The following is a 21,308-nucleotide window of genomic DNA, read 5'->3' as shown; positions in this document are numbered from 1 at the left end:
GCAGAACGGGCTCCTCAGCCTTCGCTGGCTGGAGGGGCGACCTTGACGACCTCTTCGAGCGTCGTCAGTCCGGAGGCAACCTTGATCGCGCCGGAGATGCGCAGCGGTTTCATGCCCTCGCGGCAGGCCTGGGCGCGGATCTCGGCGATGTCGGCGTCGCGGTGGATCAGTGAGCGCAGGCCGGGCGACATCTGCAGCACTTCGTAGAGGCCCATCCGGCCTGAATAGCCGGTGAGCCGGCATTCGAGGCAACCGACCGCCTTGTGGACGGTCGCCGGTCGCTTGGCCTGGAAAGGCGCGACGGTCGCGTCCCAGATTTTCGCGGTCTCGTCGTCGAGCGGGATGGGCTGGCGGCAGTGCGGGCATAGCGTTCGCGCGAGCCGCTGCGCCATTACGCCGAGCAGCGTCGCGTTGATCAGATAGGGGGCGACGCCGAGGTCCAGAAGCCGCGTGATCGCCGATGGCGCATCGTTCGTGTGCAGCGTCGACAGCACCAGGTGGCCGGTCAGCGCGGCCTGGATCGCCATCTCGGCGGTCTCGAGATCGCGGATCTCGCCGATCATGATGATGTCCGGGTCCTGGCGCAGCAGCGCCCGGACTCCGTCGGCGAAGGAGAGGTCTATCGAACCCTGGATCTGCATCTGGTTGAAGGCCGATTCGACCATCTCGATCGGGTCTTCGATCGTGCAGACGTTCACTTCCGGAGTCGCGAGCTGCTTCAGGGTCGAGTACAGCGTCGTCGTCTTGCCCGATCCGGTCGGCCCGGTCACCAGCACGATGCCGTTGCTCTGGCTGGTCATCGTGTTCCAGCGGGCCTTGTCCTCGTCCGAGAAGCCGAGCTCCTCGAAGTTGCGGACCAGCACTTCGGGGTCGAAGATCCGCATCACGAGCTTTTCGCCGAAAGCGGTCGGCAGTGTCGAGAGCCTCAGCTCGATCTCGGTGCCCTGCGGGGTGCGGGTCTTGATCCGCCCGTCCTGGGGGCGGCGCTTCTCGATCACGTCCATCCGGCCGAGCAGCTTGATCCGGCTCGTCATCGCACTGAGGACCGCCATCGGCAGCTGGTAGACCTGGTGCAGCACTCCGTCGATCCGGAAGCGGACGATGCCGATCTCGCGCCTTGGCTCGACGTGGATGTCCGAGGCGCGCTGCTCGAAGGCGTACTGCCAGAGCCAGTCGACGATGTGGACGATGTGCTGTTCGTTGGCATCGAACTGGCGGTTTGCGCGCCCCAGCTCGACGAGCTGTTCGAAGCTCGACAGCGCCGAGGTGGACGAGCCGTTCTGCTCGGCTTTCTTGATCGAGCGGGCGAGGTTGTAGAACTCGACCTGAAAGCGCTCGATCTGCTCGGGGCTGGCCAGAACCCGGCGGACCTTCTTGTGTAGCGCCGGCTCCAGCTCGCTGATCCAGGACTGGATGAAAGGCTCGGCGGTCGCGACGACGACCTCGTTGGCCAGCGCTTCGACCGGAAGCACGCGGTGGCGGGTCGCGTAGGCATTCGACATCACGCGGGTGACCGCCGCGAAGTCGATCTTCAGCGGATCGATGTGCAGGTATTCGAGGCCCAGCTTCCCGGCCAGCCATTCGGTCAGCGCGTCGAGGTGCAGAAGCTTGTGCGGAGGCTTCAGCGATTTCCACTTCTGAGACGCGATCGCCGCCAGAGGATGGATTTCTCCGCGGGGGCCTTGCCGGTCGCTGAGCAGCTTGTCGGCGACGGCTCGATCGATCAAACCATCGGCCAGCATCAGCCTGAGCACTTCGCTCAGACCCAGACGGTGCTCTTTTTCGACTTCGGCGGCGGGTATTGTCATGTTTTAAGGGCTTGGTCAGAGCGGAACTGTAACCCGTTGGCGGCAAAGGGGTGAGTCAAGCTTATGACGGCTTAAATCCGGCGCAGCCGGCGGGCCAGATCCTCGACCCGGATCGAGTAGCGTATTTGTTCGGGGCTGTCCGCCTCGCGGGTGAAACCGAGCTTTTCGTGAAAGCGGATCGTTGCTTCGCTGCCCGGCAGGACCTGGCTCGTCAGTGTCTCGGCGCCGTGCGAGAGCAGGTGCGCGAGCGTGCGTATCAGCATCCGGCGGTAGAGGCCGGTGCCGCGATACCACGGGTGGATGTTGATCGCGACGATCTCCCAGTGCGTCGCGCTGCTCTGGCGCAGCGCGACATAGGCGCTCAAATGTTGCTCCAGGTATTCGGCCAGGATGCGGCCGCCGCGGCAGATCAGCGCGGTATGACGTTCCCTCAACCTGAGCAGTTCGCGCTGGCCGCGGCTTGCCGCGATCAGGTCGGACAGGGTCAGTGCGTCGAGTTCGGCCATCTGCGCGATCAGGCGTTCTTCGTGGCCGGCCGCGACCGGCATGACCCCCTCGTTCAGTCGCAGCACCGCGAGCTGCAGGATGCGGGCATCGGTGCTGGCGCGGTGGCGCTCGGCCGCGAGGTCGGCGGTGATCTGGTCCTTGCAGGGGTGCCAGCGGGCAAGCTGCTCTTCTCTGAGCAGGCTGCGCAGGTTTTCGAGGCGGAAGCGAGCAGAGCTGCCGGCCGCGTCGAAGAGCAGCGCGAGCCAGCTGTAGTCGTTGGCCCAACCGTCCGAATAGACGATCTGGCCGGCCAGCAGCTCGTTGAGCTCGGCGGCGATCTCGGCGGCCGGGCGCCCTCTCTCGCGGAGCAGGTCTCTATCGATATGGTGTATCGCCTCGGCCTCATCGCACCAGTGCGTCCAGTCTGGCTCGGGCAGGATCAGCCGGGAATAGCTCCTGTCCTCGGGAAGGGCCAGGCCGATCTCGATCGGGTAGCTGTGCGCGCCCAAACCGGAGGCTTCGATGTCGAGGATGATCGGGGCGATCTTCATGCGGGTTGGCCGTGAGCGGTGGCAGTGGAACTTCGCGGAAGCTTTGTCCGAAAGATAGCATCGGTGACTAAGCCTGCCGTAAAGCCGTGCGCGTGCGAAAATCCGTTTTTGCTTTCAGGTGGCACCATGGCACAACTGATATTGAAACCGGGCAAGGAACGCTCGCTGATGCGCCGGCATCCGTGGATCTTCGCTGGCTCGGTCGCCCGGCTCGAAGGCCGGGCCCGCCCCGGCGACACCGTCGAAGTGCTCAGCGATCGCGGAGATTCGCTGGGCCGTGCGGCCTATTCCCCGGAATCGCAGATCCGCGCACGGATGTGGAATTTCGATGCGAGCCAGTCGGTCGATCATGCTTTCTTCAAGCGGACGATCGCCGCGGCCGTCGCGCGCCGCGCGACTCACCCGCAGCTCGCCGGCCAGCAGGGCCTGCGGCTGATCCACGGCGAATCGGACGGCCTGCCCGGCGTCATCGCCGACCGCTATCGCGACACGATCGTGCTGCAGCTGACCAGCGCCGGGGCCGATCACTGGCGCGACGCGATCGTCGCCGGTCTGCTCGCGGCGACCGACTGCCACAACATCTATGAGCGCTCGGATTCGGAAGTGCGTGGCCGCGAAGGCTTGACGGCCCAGGTCGGCGTGCTCGCCGGAACCGATCCCGATCCCGATCTCGCGATCGAGGAATACGGCGTGTTGCTCGGCGTCGACGCGGTCGGCGGTCACAAGACCGGTTTCTACCTCGACCAGCGTGAGAACCGTCGGCTGACCCGCGATCTCGCGAAAGACCGCAGCGTGCTGAACTGCTTCTGTTACACGGGTGGCTTTTCGCTGCAGGCGCTGGCCGGCGGCGCGAGGGAGGTGTTGTCGATCGACTCTTCGGGACCTGCGCTTGAGAGCGCGCGGCGCAATCTGGCGCGCAATCCCCAACTCGACGCCGCGCGCGCCGAATGGCAGGAAGCCGACGTGTTCGAGGCGCTGCGCGAGATGAAGGCCCAGGGCAGGAGCTTCGATCTGATCGTGCTCGATCCGCCGAAGTTCGCCCCGTCGGCTGCCCACGCCCAGCGTGCGGCGCGGGCCTACAAGGACATCAATCTGTTCGGCTTCAAACTGCTCAATCCGGGCGGCATCCTGATGACTTACTCGTGTTCGGGCGGCATTGGTCAGGAACTCTTCCAGAGCATCGTCGCCGGCGCCGCGTCGGACGCCCGCCGCGACGCGCGGATCCTGCACCGGCTCAGCGCCGCGCCCGACCACGCGATCGGCCTCGCCTTTCCTGAAGGCGAGTATCTGAAAGGTCTGGTCTGCGAGGTCGGATGAGCCTTGTGGGCCGGGGATTCCCCGCGTTTCCGGAAGAACTGTACGCAAGTTATGCACAGAGACGACCACGCCTTTCCGGATGCGCGGAAAGGCAGTCTTCCGGCGTTTTGAGGTATTTGCAAGTAACTGATTTGTTTTTGGTTTTTTGTCGATGCATGCTGCGCCGCAAAAAAGTCTGCACCGTTTCGGCGCGGGGTCTTTTCCACTTATCCCACAAACTTATCCACAGTTTCTGGATAAGCTCAATGTATCAATGGGCTTATGAGTCACTCTCGCGGTGTTTTCTCAGGATCGGCAGGCAAGCCATTGAAAACTAGGCAATTCTGGTGTTTTTGCGGGTTTCCTGATGGCTGAGGATTTACCGGTCGCGAGGCTGGCCCTGCCCGTTCCGCTGCAGCGCAACTTCGACTATCTGGCTCCCGGGATGGGGCCGGACGATGTCGGTCGCCTGGTCCGGGTTCCGTTCGGAAAAGGCGAGAAGACCGCCGTCGTGCTGGCGCTGCCGGTTGCGAGCGAAGTCGAGCCTTCGCGACTCAAGCCGATCGTCAGCGTAATGCGCGAGGTTCCCGCCCTGCCGCGCGACTGGCTGGCTCTGGTCGAGTTCGCGGCCCGCTACTACCACCATCCGCTCGGCGAAGCGCTGGCGGTTGCGCTGCCTCCGGGTCTGCGCCGCGCCGAGCTGCTCGCTTCGCGCGAGCGCGATCCCTGGCTCGTCGCGACGAGCCAGGCGAACGTTTGGCTGGAAACCAAGCCGCGCGCGCCGCGTCTGATCGCTCTGCTCGATGCGCTGGCTGGCGGTGCGCGGCGCCGTGGCGAGCTGCTCGCCGCGGGCTTTTCTTCCTGCCACCTGCGCGACGCGAAGAGCCGCGGCCTGATCGAGGAGGCTCCCGCGGACCGTTCTGCGGACCTCAGCTCGGCGCCGACGCTCAATGCCGAGCAGCAACAGGTGATAGCGGCGATCGCCGGCGAGGCCGGTAAATTCAAGGGCTGGCTGCTGCACGGGATCACCGGCAGCGGAAAAACGGAAGTCTATCTGCGCCTGATCGAGCGAACTCTGGCCACCGGGCAGCAGGCGCTGCTGCTGGTGCCCGAGATCGGCCTGACTCCGCAGCTGGAGCAGCGTGTCGCGCAGAGGTTTCCGCGCGCACGGCGGATCGCGCTGCACAGCGGGGCCTCCGACGGCGCGCGCTGCCGGGGCTTCCTCGACGCGCTTACGGGCGAGGCCGACATCGTGATGGGAACCCGGCTCGCGGTGTTCTCGCCGCTGCCGCGCCTGGGCCTGATCCTCGTCGACGAGGAGCACGATGCTTCCTACAAGCAGCAGGATGGGATGCGCTACTCGGCGCGCGATCTCGCGGTCTGGCGGGCGCATCAGCGCGGCGTGCCGGTCGTGCTCGGTTCGGCGACTCCGTCGCTGGAGAGCTGGCAGCAGGCGCTCAACGGCCGCTATTGCAAACTCGAACTGAGCGAACGTGCGGCGGCCGCCGCTCCGCCGACGATCCGGCTGATCGACACGCGGCGGATCAAACTCAGGGACGGACTCTCGCCCCAGCTCGAAGCGGCGCTCGCGGCCTGTCTCGCGCGCGGCGAGCAGAGCCTCGTGTTCCTGAACCGGCGCGGCTATGCGCCGGTGCTGGCCTGCCCGGCCTGCAACTGGGTCAGCGACTGCGACCGCTGCTCGGCCCACCGCGTGCTGCATCTGGCGGAGCGGGTTCTGCGCTGCCACCACTGCGGTTCCGAAGCGCCGGTGCCCAGAGCCTGCCCGCAGTGCGGCAACCAGGATCTGGTCGGCTTCGGGCGGGGCACCCAGAGGCTGGAAGAATGGATCAGCCAGCGCTTCCCCGAAGCCCGCGTGTTGCGCGCCGACCGCGACAGCATCCGCACTCCGGCGCAGTGGATCGCGCTGCGCCAGGCGATCGAGAACGGAGATGCCGACATCCTGGTCGGCACCCAGATGCTCGCGAAGGGGCACGATTTTCCGCGCCTGACCCTGGTCGGGGTCGTCGGCGCCGACGCTTCTCTGTTCGCGTCCGACTACCGGGCCCCCGAGCGGCTGTTCCAGCAGCTGATGCAGGTCGCCGGGCGTGCCGGCCGCGCCGCGCTGCCCGGCGAGGTGCTGATCCAGACCGAATTTCCCGATCATCCGCTCTTCGATGCGTTGCGCCGCCAGGACTATTCGGGCTTTGCCCGCGACGAGCTGGCCCAGCGCGAAGCGGCGTGGTTTCCGCCCTTCGGCGCCCAGGCCGTGTTGAGAGCTGAAGCGGACAAGGTCGACGACGCGATCGCCTTTCTGGTCGAGGCGCGCGCCTTGGGCGATGACCTCAGTGAGGGGCTGCGCCGCTTCGACCCGGTGCCGATGCGCCTGGTGCGCAGGGCGCGCCTTGAGCGCGCGCAACTGGTCATCGAGGCCGACCAGAGGAGCGTGCTCCAGAACCACCTTGCCGCCTGGCTGCCGCGTCTCGCCAAGCTGCGCCGCACCGTGCGCTGGCACCTCGACGTCGACCCGACCGAGATCTGAGGCGGCCGCGGGTCGATGAACGGCGCCGGGCTCCACGCCGGAAGCGGGGGACTCCTGACCGGCCGCAAGCCTGATTCCTGAGCTTTGCGGCACACTGGCACAGTCTGGCTGGTACGATGAAGCCTGCGTTTCCGGCCTGCTGCGCAGAGGGTTCGCGACGCGGGTCGTCGCTCTGACGGCCTGGCGTCCGCTCTGGCTGGGTGCGCCCGTGATCGAGGCGCCCGTCCTGCGCAGTGACGAGGCTTATACCTGCTCCCCCATTTTCATCAAGGAAACTGACATGCTGAAGAAATTTTCCGCCTTCCCCGGTGTGGCCGGGCCGGTCGTCGTGATCGTCATGGACGGTTACGGACAGCCCAAGAACGAAGCCGGCAGCGCTATTGCCGCCGCCCGCAAGCCGACCCTCGATGCCCTCTTCGCGCAGTGCCCGAACATCTCGCTGCGCGCCCACGGCACCGCGGTCGGCATGCCGTCCGATGACGACATGGGTAACTCCGAAGTCGGCCACAACGCGATCGGCGCTGGTCAGGTCTATGCGCAGGGCGCGGCGCTGGTCGCCAACGCGATCGCCGACGGCGCGATCTGGGCCGACGATGCGTGGAAGCAGATCGTGGCGGGCGCCAAGGCCGGCGCGAACGGCAAGGCGGGCGCGCTGCACTTCATCGGTCTGTTCTCCGATGGCAACGTGCACAGCCACATCGACCACCTGAAGGCGATGGTTGCCCAGGCCAAGGTCGAAGGCGTGAAGACGGTGCGCATCCACGCGCTGATCGACGGCCGCGATGTGCCCGAAACCAGCGCGCTCGACTATGTCGTGCCCTTCGAAGCTTTCCTGAAGGAACTCAGCACCGACGGCTTTGACGCCCGCATCGCTTCCGGCGGCGGCCGCCAGTACATCACGATGGATCGCTACGACGCCAACTGGCCGATGGTCGAGAAGGGCTGGCACACCCATGTGCTCGGGGAAGGTACCCAGTTCGCGAACGCGACCGACGCCATCAATGGCCTGCGTGCGCAACACCCCGGCACGATCGACCAGGACCTGCCCGAGTTCGTGATCGCCGAAGGCGGCAAGCCGATCGGCACGATCGAGGATGGCGACTCCGTGGTCTTCTACAACTTCCGCGGCGACCGCGCGATCGAGATCACCCGCGCCTTCGTCGAGGACGACTTCGCCAAGTTCGACCGCGTGCGCGCGCCCAAGGTCACCTTCGCCGGCATGCTCCAGTACGACGGCGATCTGCAGCTGCCCAAGCGCTTCCTCGTCGCGCCGCCCGCGATCAAGGACACCTCCGGCGAATGGTTCAGCAAGATGGGCTTCGCCCAGTTCGCCTGTTCCGAAACCCAGAAGTTCGGCCATGTGACCTACTTCTGGAACGGCAACCGCTCCGGCAAGTTCGAAGGCGAAACCTGGCAGGAAGTGCCCAGCGATGTCGTGCCCTTCGAGCAGCGCCCGTGGATGAAGGCCGCCGAGATCACCGATGCGATGATCGCCGCGATCAAGTCGGGCCAGCACAAGATCCTGCGCTGCAACTTCGCCAACGGTGACATGGTTGGCCACACCGGCAACTTCCGCGCCGCGACGATGGCGATCGAAGCCGTTGACCTTGCGCTCGCTCGCCTGCTGCCCGTCATCGAAGCCGCCGGCGGCGTCGCGCTGATCACCGCCGACCATGGCAATGCCGACGAGATGTACGAGCTCGACAAGAAGACGAAGCAGCCCGCCCAGAACAAGGACGGCAGCTTCAAGGCCAAGACCGCGCACACGCTGAACCCGGTGCCGCTGGTGCTGTTCGACAAGGTCAGCGGCGGCAAGCTGGGCCTCAAGCAGACCGAAACCGCCGGCCTCTCGAACATCGCAGCGACGGTCGCGAACCTGCTCGGGCTGGAAAAGCACGAGAAGTGGGACGAGAGCCTGCTCGAAGTGAAGTAAGCCGGATCCGTTCCGCAATCAAAGGGCGTACGTCGAAAGGCGTACGCCCTTTGTTTTTCCCGTCCTTAACCCTGCATCACGCGGCGCACGAAGCGGGCCGATGCGTAGAAGACCGCGACGAGGCCGGCAGCGAACAGGATCAGCTTGGGCAGGGATGGCGTCGGGGCGCCGGGCTGCTGCTGCGTGTCGAGGCCGAAAGCCTGATCGAGCGATTGGCTGGAGGTGGAGGAGAGGCGATAGTCGCCGATCATCACTTCGGGGAGTTCGTGCGTGCGCAGCTGCTGAGCGGTCGCGAGCGAGCAACCCAGGGGCCGATCCACGTTGCACTCGCGGAACGGGATGCGCTGGCGCTCCAGCCAGTCGCGTGCCCGGTCGCTGTCTTCGCTGCCGAGCCGGGTATAGAGCATGACGGGCGGCAGGCCTGTCGTGCCCAGTCTGGGCAGGTCATGGACGCGACGCTCGCGCGTGGGCGGAGGAGAGATTGGGCGATCGCAGCGGGTGATGCTGCCATCGGCGATCGCCGCCTTGATCTCGCGTTCGAGGCCCTGATTGACGGGTTTGCCGCAGGACCGGACCATCGCTGGCAGCGGCGCGCCCTGATAGAACTCGGTCTGCAGCAGGTTGCGACAGGCCAGGCCGTACGGGCCTTTCTGCCCGACCTTGCAGAAGGAAAGCGTGATCTCGTCCCTGACCGGGGCCAGTGCCTTGGCGACTCCTTCGCATTCGGGGCAGGAATCCTCGTACATGATCACGACCCAGCCTTGGCTGGCCATGCGCTCGGCGACGCTGCTACCGGAAGCCGTCTGCGGCGCGGCGGAATCCCTGTGTGCCATCGCCTGCATCACGTCCTGTTTGAGCGCCTGCATCCATGAGGCCAGGGCAAGGCTCAGCACGACGCTGGCCAGACCCAGCCATAGCCAGCGCGTGCTGGTGAGCCGTTCAGGTTCGCCGTAGCGGTTGGCTCCTTCCTGTCCTGGCACGAGCGCCAGTCCGACGCAGGCAGCAAGACCTAGCAGCAGGTCCAGACCGAATGAAAGGTCGCCCGCAGAGAAGATGTTGAATCGGCTGCCGAGAACCGGGTGCAGCAGAAGCAGCGCTCCGAAGCCGACGGCAATCCAGATCCCCGAGCGACCGATGTCGTTCAGGCGCAGCGTCATCAGGCGCAGCGCGGCGGCCAGCGTCAGCGCAAAGACCGAGGGCAGCACCGACATCGCGCTGATGCTCGCGCGGGTCACGCTGGCGACTCCGCCGAACTGTGCGCTGGCGAGCAGGTGCTTGATCAGGAAGATACCGAGCGCTTCCAGTGTCAGGATGGTCAGCATCGCGAGGCCGAAATAGCGCAAACGACCGATTCGAGGGCCGACGTCCATCCAGGCGAGCCGAACTGGGTCGTCGGGAGGGCCGAAGGCGTTGTCGCTCCGGGGGCCGGACAGGATGGTCAGCAGCAGCACGCCCCAGAACAACTGGGTGCGCGCCAGAGCGAGGCCATCCCCCCCCAGGGCCAGCAGCGCGGCGAAGACGGCGATGAAGCCGAGCAGCCACCCGGCGCCCCGGTTCAGATCGTGCAGCCTGAGTACAGCGAGGCGCAGCGAGAGCATCAGGACGCCGAGATAGAGCACCAGCACCGCGCCCATCTTGACACTGAACCCGCCCGCAGGCATGCCGCGCAGCAGCGCGTCGCCGATCAGCGAGGCGCCGGAGAGCTGGGCGATCACGAGCGCCAGAGTCATCCAGATCGTATAGCGCAGGCAACCCAGACGCCCGTCCAGCGAGAGGCCGAAGATCCTCGCCTCCGGGTATTCGAATGCTTCCTCGACGGTTTCGCCCGCCGCCTTTTCCGGTGCGGCGAGCGGGGTTTTTGCCTGACAGTCGGTGCAGAAACCGGGCTGCGTGACCGGTTTGCCGCAGCGGTAGCAGCGCAGCATGGATTCGGCGGCGGGCGAAGCCGGCTCCGTTTCGCTGTCTGCCGGGGCTGTCGAGGGGGTTTGCACTTGAGGTGCGGGGCTGCGCGGATCCGGTGCTTTCGCGACATCGAGGCCCAGACGGTTCAGCCGTGCGAGATAGCCTTCGGCCTGCTCGGCCGTGAGGCCGCGCTTGAGCGCGACGGGGCGTCCCTGAAACATCGCTTCAATCTGTGGCGCGGCGAGCTTGAGCTGTCCAGCGAGTCGGGCGCGCACCGTGACTTCATCGAAACCGGGCAGGCAGCGCCCCTTGAACAGGATCTGGTAACGGAGGTCGGCCATCTTGAAACCCTGGGCGTTGAAAGGCGGAGCGCGCAGCTTCCGCGGCGGACTCCGGAGCGCTCCATTCTAATGGAATGGCGGAGTTTGACCCCGCCTCAGCTCATTCGCCAGAACAGCGGCAGATGATCGAGCGGGGCGGGGTGCTCGCGCAGCCAGCCGCCGCTGAACTGCTTGCCGGTCCGCTGCTCGCGCCATGTCCCGGGCGGCAGCCAGATGTCGCGGCACCTCGCCCCTTCGACCAGCACCGGTGCGACGAGCAGGTCGTCACCGACGAGGTACTGGTCGGCGATCGCGAGCGCGTCGGCATCCGCGCCGGCGACCCAGGCCATCGGCTTCAAGGGCGGCGTGCCGTCTACCGCTGCCTGTCGTGCCGCGGCGAGGCGTTGAGGCGCCAGTTCGACATGCAGGTTTGCGTAGTCGCGGCAGATCCGCTCGGCATCGTCACCCAATGACCACGGCGGAATCGAGAACTGGATCGCGAGCATCGGTGCGCAGGCTTGGGTCCAGCGGATCATCAGTTCGGCCGACACGCTGTTGCCATAGGCGTTGCCGCCGATCATGTCGGGCAGCACGAAGGGATAGCCGACGAGGCCCAGCGACAGCGCGCCGGTGATCACCGACGCGAGACCGTTGTCCTCGCCCCAGGTGCTGAACTTGTCCCACTGGCGGAAGAGGATCGCCTCGCGCTGGTTGTGCCAGCCGCAGCGCGCCTCCCCGTAAGGGAAATGACGAGCGGCGAGCTGCGCCCACAGATGGCTGTAGGCGCTCGCTTCGATCGGCTCGCGAGGCAAGGCGTTCGCGGGCAGGAAGTTCGCTTCGCCAGCGTCGAACTTGTAGCCGGCGATGCCAGTCTCGCGCTGCAGCGCGGCGAGCTTGTCCACCCACCAGGCGCGTGCGGCTTTCTGGCTCAGGTCGAGCAGCCAGGCTTCTCCCTGCCACCAGCGCACGTTTTGCGGGCGGCCTTCGCTGTCCGCGAGGACGAAACCCCGCGACGCCGCCTCGCGGCCGTTCAGGGAATCCGGAGCCAGGAAGGGAGTCGTCCATAACGTCGTCGCGAAGCCCATCTCGGCGAGCTTTTCGACGAGGCCGGCCGGATCGGGGAAGCGCAGCGGATCGAAGGTCGTGTCGCCGTAGGCGCGTTGCCAGCGATCATCGATCTCCAGCGTCGCGCCTGGATAGCCGTGGGCGCGGATTGCGCGGGCGAGTTCGAGCACGCGACTCTCGTCGATGTCGGACTTGTACATCGCCCAGGTCGTCCAGGTCGGTGCGCTCAGCAGCGCCTCGGGCGGCAGCGTCTCCGGATGGCCGATGGCGGGCAGCGCGGCGCGCAAAGCGCCGGCCAGGCCTTCGCCGACCCGCAGCTCGAGCTCGACCGCTTCGCTGGCCAGAAGCTCCAGACGGCGCTCTGCGGGCGCGGCCAGCTCGGGCGGAATGCTGCCTGTCCGTGCATCCATTGCGACCCACTCGGCTTCCTGTTTGGGGCCGCGCGGGTTGATGCCGACCGACAGAGCCTCTCTCGGCTCCGGCGCGAACAGCGCGACGCCGTTCGAGGCGAGCCACAGCGCCTCCTGGACGCAGCCGTGGCCTTGCGGGCCGTTGTCCCAGGTCTGCAAGGGACTCACCGGAAGGCTCAGCCGGTCGAGCGGGAAAGCCTGACGGATGAATGCGCCCTGACCGTACCAGTGCTGGGCAAGCGGGAGTTCGGCGAGCAGCGAGTCCCCAGCGGCGAGCGCGATCCGCCAGCCCGCGGTTGTGGCGACCGGCTCCCTGCCGCTGATCCGCAGCAAGGGCGTCGCGTAGCGCTGCAGCGTCCAGATTTTGCCTTCACGTTGCCAATGCAGCGTGCCGGTTTCCATCGCGCTCATCCCGGGAAGGTCAAATCAGCCCAGAAGGCTTGATTTTGGGCGTCAGAATCGAGCCCTTGCGAGCGCGCTTGCCCAGACAGGCTTGAAGCGCTACGCCCTTGACCTCGATGCTGATCTCGCGGTTGCCGCGGCCCGTGCCCGAGACCGTGACCTGAGGCGAGGCGGGGCAGGCGACGCCGACCAGGGTTTCCCCGTCGTCGAGGCCCATCACGATGACACCGCGGCCGCGCGCCATGACCTTCATCTCGGCGCGCGGGAACCAGAGCAGGCGGCCGTTCGCCGACGCGGCGGCGATCCACTCGCCCGCACACGGCGCCGGGCTCAGCACTTCCTCGCCGTCTTCGAGGCTCATGAAGGCCTTGCCGGCCCGGTTGCGACCGGCGAGCTCGCTGAGCTTGGCGATGAAGCCGTAGCTCCCCGAATTCGCGAACAGGTATTCGGCGGCCGGATCGCCGGACAGCGCCTGGGCGACGCGTGCGCCATTTCCGAGATCGATCAGCGTCGTGATCGGCACGCCATCGCCCCGCCCTCCGGGCAGATCCTGGATGCGGACCGAGTAGGCCCGGCCCTGGGTGTCGAGGATCAGCAGGGGCCAGGGCGTGCGCGTCTCGATGACCGCGAACTCGCCATCTCCCGATTTGTACGTCAGCGCCGAGCGGTCTACGCCCAGCCCCTGACGGGTGCGCACCCAGCCGTTGCGTGACAGGATCACGGTGACCGGTTCGTCGAGCACCGGCGCATCGGAGGCAATGACGGACTGCGCGGTTTCGATCAAGGTGCGGCGTTCGTCGCCGAACTTGGCGGTATCGTCCTTGATCTCTTTCAGGATGAGCCGGGTCATCGCGGCGCGGTCTTCGAGCAGCTCGAGGAGCTTCGCGCGTTCGACGCGCAGTTCCGCGAGTTCGGCTTCGATCTTGATGTATTCGAGCCGGGCGAGCTGGCGCAAGCGGATTTCGAGGATGTCCTCGGCCTGGGTCTCGGACAGCGCGAATTTCGCGATCAGATCGGCCTTCGGCTCTTCGGCTTCGCGGATCACGCGGATCACTTCGTCGATGTGCAGCCAGACGATCGCGCGGCCTTCGAGGATGTGGATGCGACGGTCGACTTCGCCGAGGCGGTGCCGGGTCCGGTTCGCGACCGTGTCAAAGCGGAAGCTGATCCATTCGTTCAGCACCGCGAGCAGGCCTTTCTGGGCCGGGCGCCCGTCGCGGCCGATCACGGTCATGTTCACCGAGACCGAGGATTCGAGCGAAGTGTGGGCGAGCAGAATCCGCATCAGCTCTTCGGGATCCTGGGTCCGGCTCTTCGGTTCGAGCACCATTCGCACCGCTTCCTTGTCCGAGGATTCGTCGCGGGTCGTGTCGAGCACGCCCAGCAGCAGCGCTTTGGTCGCCTTCTCTTCGGCCGAGACTTCCTTCTTGCCGGTCTTGGGCTGGGGATTGGTCAGCGATTCGATCTCGGAGAGCACGCGGGAGACCGATACTCCGTGCGGCAGCTGATAGACGATGATCCGCCAGGCTCCGCGGGCGAGCTGTTCGACGCGCCAGCGCGCCCTCATCCTGAGGCTGCCGCGTCCGCCCGCATAGGCGTCGCGCAGAACCTGGGGCGATGAGATCAGCTGGCCGCCGCCGGGGAAATCGGGGCCGGGAAGGTGCTCCATCACTTCGTCGAGGCTTGCGTCGGGCTTCCTGATCAAGAGCTGGACGGCCGCGGAGACTTCGCGCAGGTTGTGGGGCAGACACTCGGTCGCCATGCCGACCGCGATGCCGGACGCGCCATTGAGGAGCAGCATCGGCAGGCGGGCCGGAAAGAGCTTGGGCTCCAGCCAGGCGCCGTCGTAGTTCGGTACGAAGTCGACGGTGCCGCGGTCGATCTCGCCGAGCAGAAGCTCGGCGAGCGGCGTCAGCTTCATTTCCGTGTAACGCATCGCCGCCGCGCCGTCGCCGTCGCGCGAGCCGAAGTTGCCCTGGCCATCGATCAGCGGGTAGCGCAGCGTGAAGTCCTGGGCGAGGCGCACCGCCGCGTCATAGACGGCCGAGTCGCCGTGCGGGTGCAGCTTGCCGATCACGTCGCCGACGACGCGGGCGCTCTTGACCGGTTTGGACGCCGAGCCCAGCCGCATCTCGTGCATCGCATAGAGGATGCGGCGCTGCACCGGCTTCATCCCGTCTTCGACCTGGGGCAGCGCGCGGCCGCGCACGACGCTCATCGCATAGGCGAGATAGGCGCGCTCGGCGAAGGAGGCGATCGGCAGGTGGTCGTCAGGCAGCTCGTCCAGAGTCGGCGGCGCCGGAGGTTCGGGGGGCGGGACGGCTTCGACCGGGGTTTCGGGGGCGGGCGCTTCTTCGGCGCCGAACAGGTCGGAAATGTCTTGCGTCATTGCGGCAGCTACGGAAAGTCAGTTCCGGGATTGTAGCCGCAAGCCTGGCCGGGAACCCGGCCAGGCAATGCCTGTCCATTCCCCGCTTGTGCCCGCTTCGCGGATAATGCTCTCCTTCCCCTTACATCACGGATCATTTCAATGAGCTGGCTTGCCGACCCCAACGCCTGGATCGCCCTGGCGACTCTGACCGCGCTCGAGATCGTGCTCGGCGTGGATAACATCATCTTCATCACGATCCTGGTCGGCCGGGTCGATGAGGCGCGGCGCAACCTCGCGCGCCGGCTGGGCCTGCTGCTTGCGATGTTCACGCGGATCGGCCTGCTCGCGTCGCTGGCCTGGATCATGCAGCTGAAGGCGCCGATCTTCGTTGCGCCCTTCATCGGTCAGGGCATCTCGGGGCGTGATCTGATCCTGATCGGCGGCGGCCTCTTCCTGCTCTGGAAGAGCGTCCACGAGATCCACGGCTCGCTCGAAGGGGAGGGCGAAGAGCGCTCGGCGGGGGCCGCGAAGGCCGCTTTCGTTTCGGTGCTGCTGCAGATCGCGGTCATCGATATCGTCTTTTCGCTCGACTCGGTGATCACCGCGGTGGGCCTGGTCAGCGAACTGTCGGTGATGATCTCGGCGATCGTCGTCTCGGTCGGCGTGATGATGTTCGCGGCCAAGCCGATCGGCGATTTTGTCGACGAGCACCCGACGATCAAGATGCTGGCGCTGTCCTTTCTGGTCCTGGTCGGCGTGACGCTGATCGCCGAAGGCTTCGACACCCATGTGCCCAAGGGCTACATCTACTTCTCGATGGCCTTCTCGGTCGCGGTCGAGATGGTCAACATCCGGCTGCGCAAACGCATGGCCGCCCCGGTGCATCTGCGCAAGGAACTGAGCGAGTGAGCAGCCCCCGCCCCGTGCCGGGGGCGGGATCAGATGGGCGACGCGAAGCTGCCCAAGAAGCCGAGAAGGCCGATGGGCAGCAACAGGATCCACTGAGGCAGCTTGAAGAGTTTGCTGCGATCGGCCTGGGTAAAGATCGTCACGAGGAAGACCGCGCCGAACGTGCACCACAGCAGCGACAGGAAAAGCACGAGGGGGCGCGCGTCGCGGGCGTGGCTGGGCAGAGCGCCGAAGAAGAAGGCCGGCACCGACAGGAACAGCGCGACGGAGGCCATGTGCCAGACCGCGTCGAGGACGAGCTTGATCCTGGCGTCGAGGTCTGAAGCCTGAACCGCACGGGTGATGCGGGGGCTGCCGAAGAAGAAGTGGGCTGATGCGGTGAACAGCGCAAAGAGCGCGGCGAGTGCGAGAACAAGGTTCATTTTTCCTCCAGGAAACGGGTCGGCTGCCAGATCATCGCCCCGAAGTGTCGTGTGAATGTGTCAGGCGGATCCTCTTCGCCGGGCCATTGCTAGAATCAGCCGCCCATGCATCCCATCGTCCCCGTCCTGCTGTCATCCTCGTCGCTGCTGCTCGCGCTGGCGCTGCTGTCGCTGAACCGGCGCTTTCGCGGCTCGGTTCAGGCCTGCGTGCTGCTCGTCAGCATCGCGGTCTACCAGTTCGGCTATGCCCTGGAACTGCTCTCGACTGGCCTTCCGGACATGCTGTTCTGGTCGCGGATCCAGTACCTGGGCATCCCCTTCATCACTGCTTCCTCCTGCCTCTTCGCTCTGGTCATGGCCGGCGGAAACCGGCCGCTGGCGTGCTGGATGCGCGGGCTGTGGTTGATCCCGGCGGCGATGAGCCTGCTGCGCTGGATGGATTCCGGTTACTTCTACGCCGCGGTTACGATCGCCCATCGCGGAGGCTACGCGCTGCTCGACATCACTCCGGGACCGGTCTATTGGGCGCAGATCGTGCTGCACTATGCGTTCAGCTTCGTTGCCTGCTTCGTGATGTTCCGGCTGGTCCTGCGCGCGGAGCGGCACCGGAGTGCGGGGCTGATCTGCCTGGCGCTGACCACGCTGCTGCCCTTTTTCGGTCTCTTCTCCTATCTGCTCCGCCTCAGTCCCTTCGATCCGCTGCCGCTGATCCTCGCGGTTTCCGGACCGCTCTTTGCGCTGGGCCTCTACCGGCTCAGGCTGTTCTCGCTGAGCCCGGTGGCGCGGGAGACCCTGTTCGAAGAGCACGAGTCCGGTTTCGCGGTGCTCGATGCGAAGCTCTGCCTGACCGACTACAACGCCGCCTGGCTGTCCTGCTTCGGAAACGAGCACCTCGATCCGCTCGGCGAGCCGCTTTCCCGCTTCGTGCCACAGATCCCGGTCTCCGCCTTCCCGGCGCTTGGCCAGTCCTTCCGGCGTATCGAGATCCAGCACGGAGGGCGGGAGTTCTCGGTCAGCCTGAGCCGGTTGCCGCGCCGACTGGGCTGGACTCTGGCCTTTTACGAGACGACCGAACGCAAGGCGCTCGAACGCCGTCTGCGCCAGCTGAGCTTTCATGATGCGCTGACCGGGCTCTACAACCGCGCTTATCTGAACGAGGAGCTTGGCCGTCTGGGGGCGGACGACTATCCGCTCGGGTTCATCGCGATCGACTTGAACGGACTCAAGGCGGTCAATGATGCGGACGGGCATCAGCGCGGCGATGAACTGATCCGCTGCGCGGCACAGGCGATCAACGAGTCGGTGCGCAGCGCCGACATCGCGGCGCGGATGGGCGGCGACGAGTTCCTCGTGCTGCTGCAGCGCTGCGATGCCGCTCAGCTCGCGTGCGTCGAGGAAAGGCTCAGGGCGAGGTTCTCTGCCCAGCCCGGGCTTTCGGCCGCGTTCGGCTCGGCGCAGGCCGGGCATTCCGGAGGGATTTCCGCCGCGATGCAGCGCGCCGACGAGGCGATGTACGAGGAAAAGCGCGGAGGGCGGCCGGAGATCGGGGGCGCTCGCGAGCTCAGCTGCGCCTGAGCAGCAGCCCGATCGCGCAGACGAGCGGCGCGGCGAGCAGGGCCCGGCAGAGCAGTTCGCCGCGACCAGCTAGCCGGCTTGAAGACCAATTCACGGTTTGTGCATCTGTTTCGTTCTGGTCATCGTTTCGCTGTCCGGCCCGTTATCGGCATGAGCCGCCGGATTCGCCGTCGCGCCGCCGATTCAAACGATCCGTTTTTCAGGAAAGGGCTGCAAAAGATGAAAACCCAAACGCGGATCGCGATCCGCCAGCTCTGCGCGCTGGCGCTGCTCGTTGTTCTGGGGCCGGTTCAGGCGGGCGTCTGGAAATGCACCGATGCGCGCGGCAGGTCGAGCTACTCGGACACGCCCTGCGCGGCGAGTCAAAGCGCCCGTTCGGTCAATGCTTCTCCGGCCTCCGCGGGCATCCTGCCGACCCCGGCGTCCGAGGCGGGCGACTCCGCGAGCGGCACCCGCCCGCGCCGGGCGGAGACCGCCCAGAGCCCTTCGCCCGCGTCGGCGAGGAACCCGGCCAAGGTCTGTCCGTCCGAGCGGGACATCGCCAACCTTGAAACCCGGGCGACCAGCATCACACTCGATCCGAAGTCAAAAGCCTTCCTTCTCGCCGAAGTGCGTCGCGCCCGTGCCTGTTCGCGCGAGGACACGAACTACACCCGTGAAGACTGGGAACGGATACAGAACGGCATCCGCGATCAGGATCGCACGCTGGCGAGCGACAGGGAGGCGGCGCGGGCCACGGTGCGCGACACGCATTCGATCGCCGCTTCCGCCCAGGAGCGTGAGCGGATCGAGGGCGAGAAGCGGCGCGAAACCTCACGGCACGAGACGGCCCGCTGCGACGAGTCGGCCTGCTGGGACACGCGAGGTCATCGCTACGAGCGGCACGGTTCTGGCTACACGTCGGCCTCGGGGCAGAGCTGCCGGCTCGAAGGCGGCAGTCTGAGCTGCCGCTGATCGCGAGCCGGCCGGTTCAGAACACGACGCCGGCGCGCAGGATGATGTTGGCGTAGGGCGAGAATTCGCCGGTGCGGATCATTGCGCGGGACCGGGCGGTCTGCGCCTTGAAGTCTTCGTGCGAGATCTGCTCGATCGGAGAATCGGGCAGCAGCGTCAGGATCTCTTTGTGCAGAAGAGGGTTGCGATCGTCGATCTCGCTGGCGAGGATCGCCGCCTCGACCTGCATCTCGCTGAGCACGATGCGCAGCACGTCGATGAAGCGCGGGATGTTCGCGGTCAGCGCCAGGTCGATCCGGCGCGGTCCGGGCGGGATCGGCAATCCGGCATCGCCGATCACGAGCAGATCGCCATGGCCCAGCCGGGCGATGGTGTCGGAGATTTCGGCATGCAACAGCGCTGTGCGTTTCATTTCGGACTCCACTGAGTGAGCTCCCCGCGTTGGGGAATCGAGGGTTGCGCGCCGGCGCGGGTGACGCAGATGGCGCTGGCGGCCTGGCCCAGGGCCGCCGCTTCGTCGAGCGACAGTCCTTCGGTCAGACCGACGGCCAGCCCGCCGACAAAGGTATCGCCCGCTGCCGTGCTGTCGACGGCCTGAACAACACGGGCGGGCAGGTGGCGGTAACCGTCAGCATCGGCGATCAGCACACCCTGGGCGCCGAGCGTGATCAGCACGCCGCGGACTCCGCGCGCGAGCAGACTCCGCGCGGCCTCTTCGGCGCTGGCCGGGTCGCAGACTTTGATGCCGGTCAGCAGCGTCGCTTCGCTTTCGTTGGGCACCAGCAGGTCGATGCTGGAGTACAGCGCATCGGGCAGAACGCTGGCCGGCGCGGGGTTGAGCAAAACCGGAACGCCGGCTTGCCGGGCGATTGCGATCGCGGCGCAGACCGTGTCCAGAGGGACTTCGAGCTGGAGCACCAGCAACGCGGCCTCCTCGATCAGGGGCCGGCTTCGCTCGATGTCGGCGGCGTCCAGCCGGCCGTTGGCGCCCGGCGCGAGCACGATGCGGTTCTCGCCGATGTCTTCGACCAGGATCATCGCGACGCCGGTGGCGGCTTCTCCGGTGTCCTCGACCCGTTCGACGTCTATGCCGTCGGCGGCCAGAGCGTCGCGCAGTGCGCGTCCGAAGGCGTCGATTCCGACGCGTCCGATCATCGCCACCTGGCCTCCGAGGCGGGCGCAGGCCACGGCCTGGTTCGCGCCTTTGCCGCCCGGCAGCGTGTCAAAGCCGTGACCGCGCAGCGTCTCTCCCGCGTTGGGGATGCGTGCGGTGCGCATCACCAGGTCCATGTTGAGGCTGCCGATCACGACGATCGGGCCGGAGGTCGGAATGCTGGCGGTCATGGTGGTTCAGCCTGGAGTGAAGGCCGCGGTGCTCTGGCGCACGCGCAGCTCGGGTTGAAGGATCTGGCGCCGGGATTCGCTGCGCGGATCGCCGATGCGCTCGAGCAGCATTGCGGCCGCGGCGGTTCCGATCGCCTGTTTGGGTTGGGCGACCGTCGTCAGCGGAGGGTAGGTGTAGGCGGCCAGAGCGATGTCGTCGAAGCCGACAATCGACAGATCCTTGGGCAGCTGCAGCCCGGCTTCGTGCGCCGCGCAGAGCGCGCCGATCGCCATCAGGTCGTTGCAGACGAATACGGCACTGGGGCGGACGGGACGCGCCAGCAGCGTCTTCATGGCCTGGTAGCCGCCTGCGCTGGTGAAGTCGCCTCGCACCACGTCGCCCTCCCGGCGGGAGAGACCGGCGGCGGCCAGAGCCCGCTTCCAGCCGGCGCGGCGCTGGGTGCTGGGCGAAAGATTGGCGGGGCCGCTGATGCAGGCAACGAAGGGGTGGCCCAGTCCGAGCAGATGGCGGGTCGCCAGCTCGCTGCCGGCCGCGTGGTCGACTTCGACCAGATCGCAGTCGAGACCGGGCACTTCGCGGTCGACGAGGACCAGGGGCAGGTGCAGGGCTTCAAGGCGTTCGCCGAGCTCGGGATCCTTGCCGGCGGCGACGAAGATCAGCCCGTCGATGCGTTTTTCGGCGAGCACCCTCAGGTTGGCGCTCTGGCGTGCCAGTTCGCTGTCGGAATTGCACAGGATCAGGTTGTATCCGGCCGTGAAACAGCAGTGCTCGACCCCGCGGATGATCTCGGCGAAATAGGGGTTGGAGTTGTCCGGGATGATCATCCCTAACGTGCGCGTGCTGTTCTGCTTGAGGCTGCGCGCGACTGCGCTCGGTACATAGGCGAGCTCGCGCACCGCGGACTGCACGCGCAGCCGGGCATCGTCGCTGACGAAGCGGGTGCCGTTCAGCGCATGCGAGACGGTGGTGACCGAAACGCCTGCACGCTGCGCGACATCCTTGATATTGGCCATTTCCTGT

Annotated in this window: 15 protein-coding genes; 6 read left to right on the top strand and 9 right to left on the bottom strand. The window is 66.6% G+C overall.

Going from position 1 to position 21,308, the window contains the following annotated elements:
* Window positions 1-14: 14 nt before the first annotated feature.
* Both ACHFB9_RS16550 and ACHFB9_RS16545 read right to left on the bottom strand, forming a co-directional pair.
* A complete protein-coding gene (locus ACHFB9_RS16550; RefSeq protein ID WP_417068617.1) occupies window positions 15-1,808 on the bottom strand; it encodes a GspE/PulE family protein in 1,794 nt (597 codons plus the stop codon).
* Window positions 1,809-1,879: 71 nt separating this feature from the next.
* The gene (locus ACHFB9_RS16545; protein WP_417068615.1) at window positions 1,880-2,845 is read right to left on the bottom strand and encodes a GNAT family N-acetyltransferase; all 966 of its coding nucleotides are present in this window, start codon (window positions 2,843-2,845) and stop codon (window positions 1,880-1,882) included.
* Between the two features lie 126 nt (window positions 2,846-2,971).
* Here ACHFB9_RS16545 and ACHFB9_RS16540 point away from each other — a divergent pair, with 126 nt between their 5' ends.
* From ACHFB9_RS16540 to gpmI, 3 genes are all read left to right on the top strand, one after another.
* Window positions 2,972-4,162 (top strand): class I SAM-dependent rRNA methyltransferase, encoded by a 1,191-nt coding sequence (locus ACHFB9_RS16540; protein WP_417068614.1) that lies wholly within the window; start codon window positions 2,972-2,974, stop codon window positions 4,160-4,162.
* 346 nt (window positions 4,163-4,508) lie between these two features.
* The gene (locus tag ACHFB9_RS16535) at window positions 4,509-6,680 is read left to right on the top strand and encodes a primosomal protein N' (RefSeq protein ID WP_417068612.1); all 2,172 of its coding nucleotides are present in this window, start codon (window positions 4,509-4,511) and stop codon (window positions 6,678-6,680) included.
* A 280-nt stretch (window positions 6,681-6,960) separates the two neighbouring features.
* Window positions 6,961-8,613 (top strand): 2,3-bisphosphoglycerate-independent phosphoglycerate mutase, encoded by a 1,653-nt coding sequence (gene gpmI, locus ACHFB9_RS16530; protein ID WP_417068611.1) that lies wholly within the window; start codon window positions 6,961-6,963, stop codon window positions 8,611-8,613.
* Window positions 8,614-8,678: 65 nt separating this feature from the next.
* Here the strand turns inward: gpmI and ACHFB9_RS16525 are convergent, their stop codons facing one another.
* The 3 genes from ACHFB9_RS16525 to parC all read right to left on the bottom strand — a co-directional run bounded on the left by ACHFB9_RS16525 (window position 8,679) and on the right by parC (window position 15,101).
* Window positions 8,679-10,856: a DUF805 domain-containing protein gene (locus ACHFB9_RS16525; RefSeq protein ID WP_417068610.1), complete on the bottom strand. Its 2,178-nt coding sequence runs from the start codon at window positions 10,854-10,856 to the stop codon at window positions 8,679-8,681.
* Between the two features lie 95 nt (window positions 10,857-10,951).
* Window positions 10,952-12,721: a TIM-barrel domain-containing protein gene (locus ACHFB9_RS16520; protein ID WP_417068609.1), complete on the bottom strand. Its 1,770-nt coding sequence runs from the start codon at window positions 12,719-12,721 to the stop codon at window positions 10,952-10,954.
* Between the two features lie 10 nt (window positions 12,722-12,731).
* Window positions 12,732-15,101, bottom strand: coding sequence for a DNA topoisomerase IV subunit A (parC, locus tag ACHFB9_RS16515; RefSeq protein WP_417068608.1), 2,370 nt, complete (start codon window positions 15,099-15,101; stop codon window positions 12,732-12,734).
* Between the two features lie 141 nt (window positions 15,102-15,242).
* Between parC and ACHFB9_RS16510 the strand changes: the two genes are divergently transcribed.
* On the top strand, window positions 15,243-15,992 hold the full coding sequence (locus tag ACHFB9_RS16510; RefSeq protein WP_417068607.1) for a TerC family protein: 750 nt from the start codon (window positions 15,243-15,245) through the stop codon (window positions 15,990-15,992).
* A gap of 29 nt (window positions 15,993-16,021) precedes the next feature.
* On the opposite strand, the gene ACHFB9_RS16505 is transcribed toward ACHFB9_RS16510, so the two are convergent.
* The gene (locus tag ACHFB9_RS16505) at window positions 16,022-16,414 is read right to left on the bottom strand and encodes a hypothetical protein (RefSeq protein ID WP_417068606.1); all 393 of its coding nucleotides are present in this window, start codon (window positions 16,412-16,414) and stop codon (window positions 16,022-16,024) included.
* Between the two features lie 105 nt (window positions 16,415-16,519).
* Here ACHFB9_RS16505 and ACHFB9_RS16500 point away from each other — a divergent pair, with 105 nt between their 5' ends.
* Entirely contained in the window at window positions 16,520-17,989 is a 1,470-nt protein-coding gene (locus tag ACHFB9_RS16500; RefSeq protein WP_417068605.1) for a histidine kinase N-terminal 7TM domain-containing protein, read from the top strand.
* 219 nt (window positions 17,990-18,208) lie between these two features.
* Window positions 18,209-18,943, top strand: coding sequence for a DUF4124 domain-containing protein (locus tag ACHFB9_RS16495; protein WP_417068604.1), 735 nt, complete (start codon window positions 18,209-18,211; stop codon window positions 18,941-18,943).
* A 16-nt stretch (window positions 18,944-18,959) separates the two neighbouring features.
* Here the strand turns inward: ACHFB9_RS16495 and rbsD are convergent, their stop codons facing one another.
* From rbsD to ACHFB9_RS16480, 3 genes are read right to left on the bottom strand one after another with little or no spacing between them, the layout of a single operon-like run.
* Entirely contained in the window at window positions 18,960-19,355 is a 396-nt protein-coding gene (gene rbsD, locus ACHFB9_RS16490) for a D-ribose pyranase (protein WP_417068603.1), read from the bottom strand.
* Window positions 19,352-20,287 (bottom strand): ribokinase, encoded by a 936-nt coding sequence (gene rbsK, locus ACHFB9_RS16485; protein ID WP_417068602.1) that lies wholly within the window; start codon window positions 20,285-20,287, stop codon window positions 19,352-19,354. Before rbsK ends, rbsD begins: the two co-directional genes overlap by 4 nt.
* Window positions 20,288-20,293: 6 nt before the next feature.
* Window positions 20,294-21,301: a LacI family DNA-binding transcriptional regulator gene (locus ACHFB9_RS16480; RefSeq protein WP_417068600.1), complete on the bottom strand. Its 1,008-nt coding sequence runs from the start codon at window positions 21,299-21,301 to the stop codon at window positions 20,294-20,296.
* Window positions 21,302-21,308 lie beyond the last annotated feature (7 nt).

This window comes from Niveibacterium terrae (assembly GCF_048213115.1).
Taxonomy (GTDB): Bacteria; Pseudomonadota; Gammaproteobacteria; order Burkholderiales; family Rhodocyclaceae; genus Niveibacterium; species Niveibacterium terrae.
The sequence above is the reverse complement of the archived record's forward strand: the minus strand, read 5'-3'. Positions and strand labels throughout refer to the sequence as shown.

Excerpts from the sequence above, each read along its gene's own strand:
- ACHFB9_RS16550 (WP_417068617.1), bottom strand. The coding sequence starts at position 1,808 with ATGACAATACCCGCCGCCGAAGTCGAAAAAGAGCACCGTCTGGGTCTG.
- ACHFB9_RS16545 (WP_417068615.1), bottom strand. The coding sequence starts at position 2,845 with ATGAAGATCGCCCCGATCATCCTCGACATCGAAGCCTCCGGTTTGGGC.
- ACHFB9_RS16540 (WP_417068614.1), top strand. The coding sequence starts at position 2,972 with ATGGCACAACTGATATTGAAACCGGGCAAGGAACGCTCGCTGATGCGC.
- ACHFB9_RS16535 (WP_417068612.1), top strand. The coding sequence starts at position 4,509 with ATGGCTGAGGATTTACCGGTCGCGAGGCTGGCCCTGCCCGTTCCGCTG.
- gpmI (WP_417068611.1), top strand. The coding sequence starts at position 6,961 with ATGCTGAAGAAATTTTCCGCCTTCCCCGGTGTGGCCGGGCCGGTCGTC.
- ACHFB9_RS16525 (WP_417068610.1), bottom strand. The coding sequence starts at position 10,856 with ATGGCCGACCTCCGTTACCAGATCCTGTTCAAGGGGCGCTGCCTGCCC.
- ACHFB9_RS16520 (WP_417068609.1), bottom strand. The coding sequence starts at position 12,721 with ATGAGCGCGATGGAAACCGGCACGCTGCATTGGCAACGTGAAGGCAAA.
- parC (WP_417068608.1), bottom strand. The coding sequence starts at position 15,101 with ATGACGCAAGACATTTCCGACCTGTTCGGCGCCGAAGAAGCGCCCGCC.
- ACHFB9_RS16510 (WP_417068607.1), top strand. The coding sequence starts at position 15,243 with ATGAGCTGGCTTGCCGACCCCAACGCCTGGATCGCCCTGGCGACTCTG.
- ACHFB9_RS16505 (WP_417068606.1), bottom strand. The coding sequence starts at position 16,414 with ATGAACCTTGTTCTCGCACTCGCCGCGCTCTTTGCGCTGTTCACCGCA.
- ACHFB9_RS16500 (WP_417068605.1), top strand. The coding sequence starts at position 16,520 with ATGCATCCCATCGTCCCCGTCCTGCTGTCATCCTCGTCGCTGCTGCTC.
- ACHFB9_RS16495 (WP_417068604.1), top strand. The coding sequence starts at position 18,209 with ATGAAAACCCAAACGCGGATCGCGATCCGCCAGCTCTGCGCGCTGGCG.
- rbsD (WP_417068603.1), bottom strand. The coding sequence starts at position 19,355 with ATGAAACGCACAGCGCTGTTGCATGCCGAAATCTCCGACACCATCGCC.
- rbsK (WP_417068602.1), bottom strand. The coding sequence starts at position 20,287 with ATGACCGCCAGCATTCCGACCTCCGGCCCGATCGTCGTGATCGGCAGC.
- ACHFB9_RS16480 (WP_417068600.1), bottom strand. The coding sequence starts at position 21,301 with ATGGCCAATATCAAGGATGTCGCGCAGCGTGCAGGCGTTTCGGTCACC.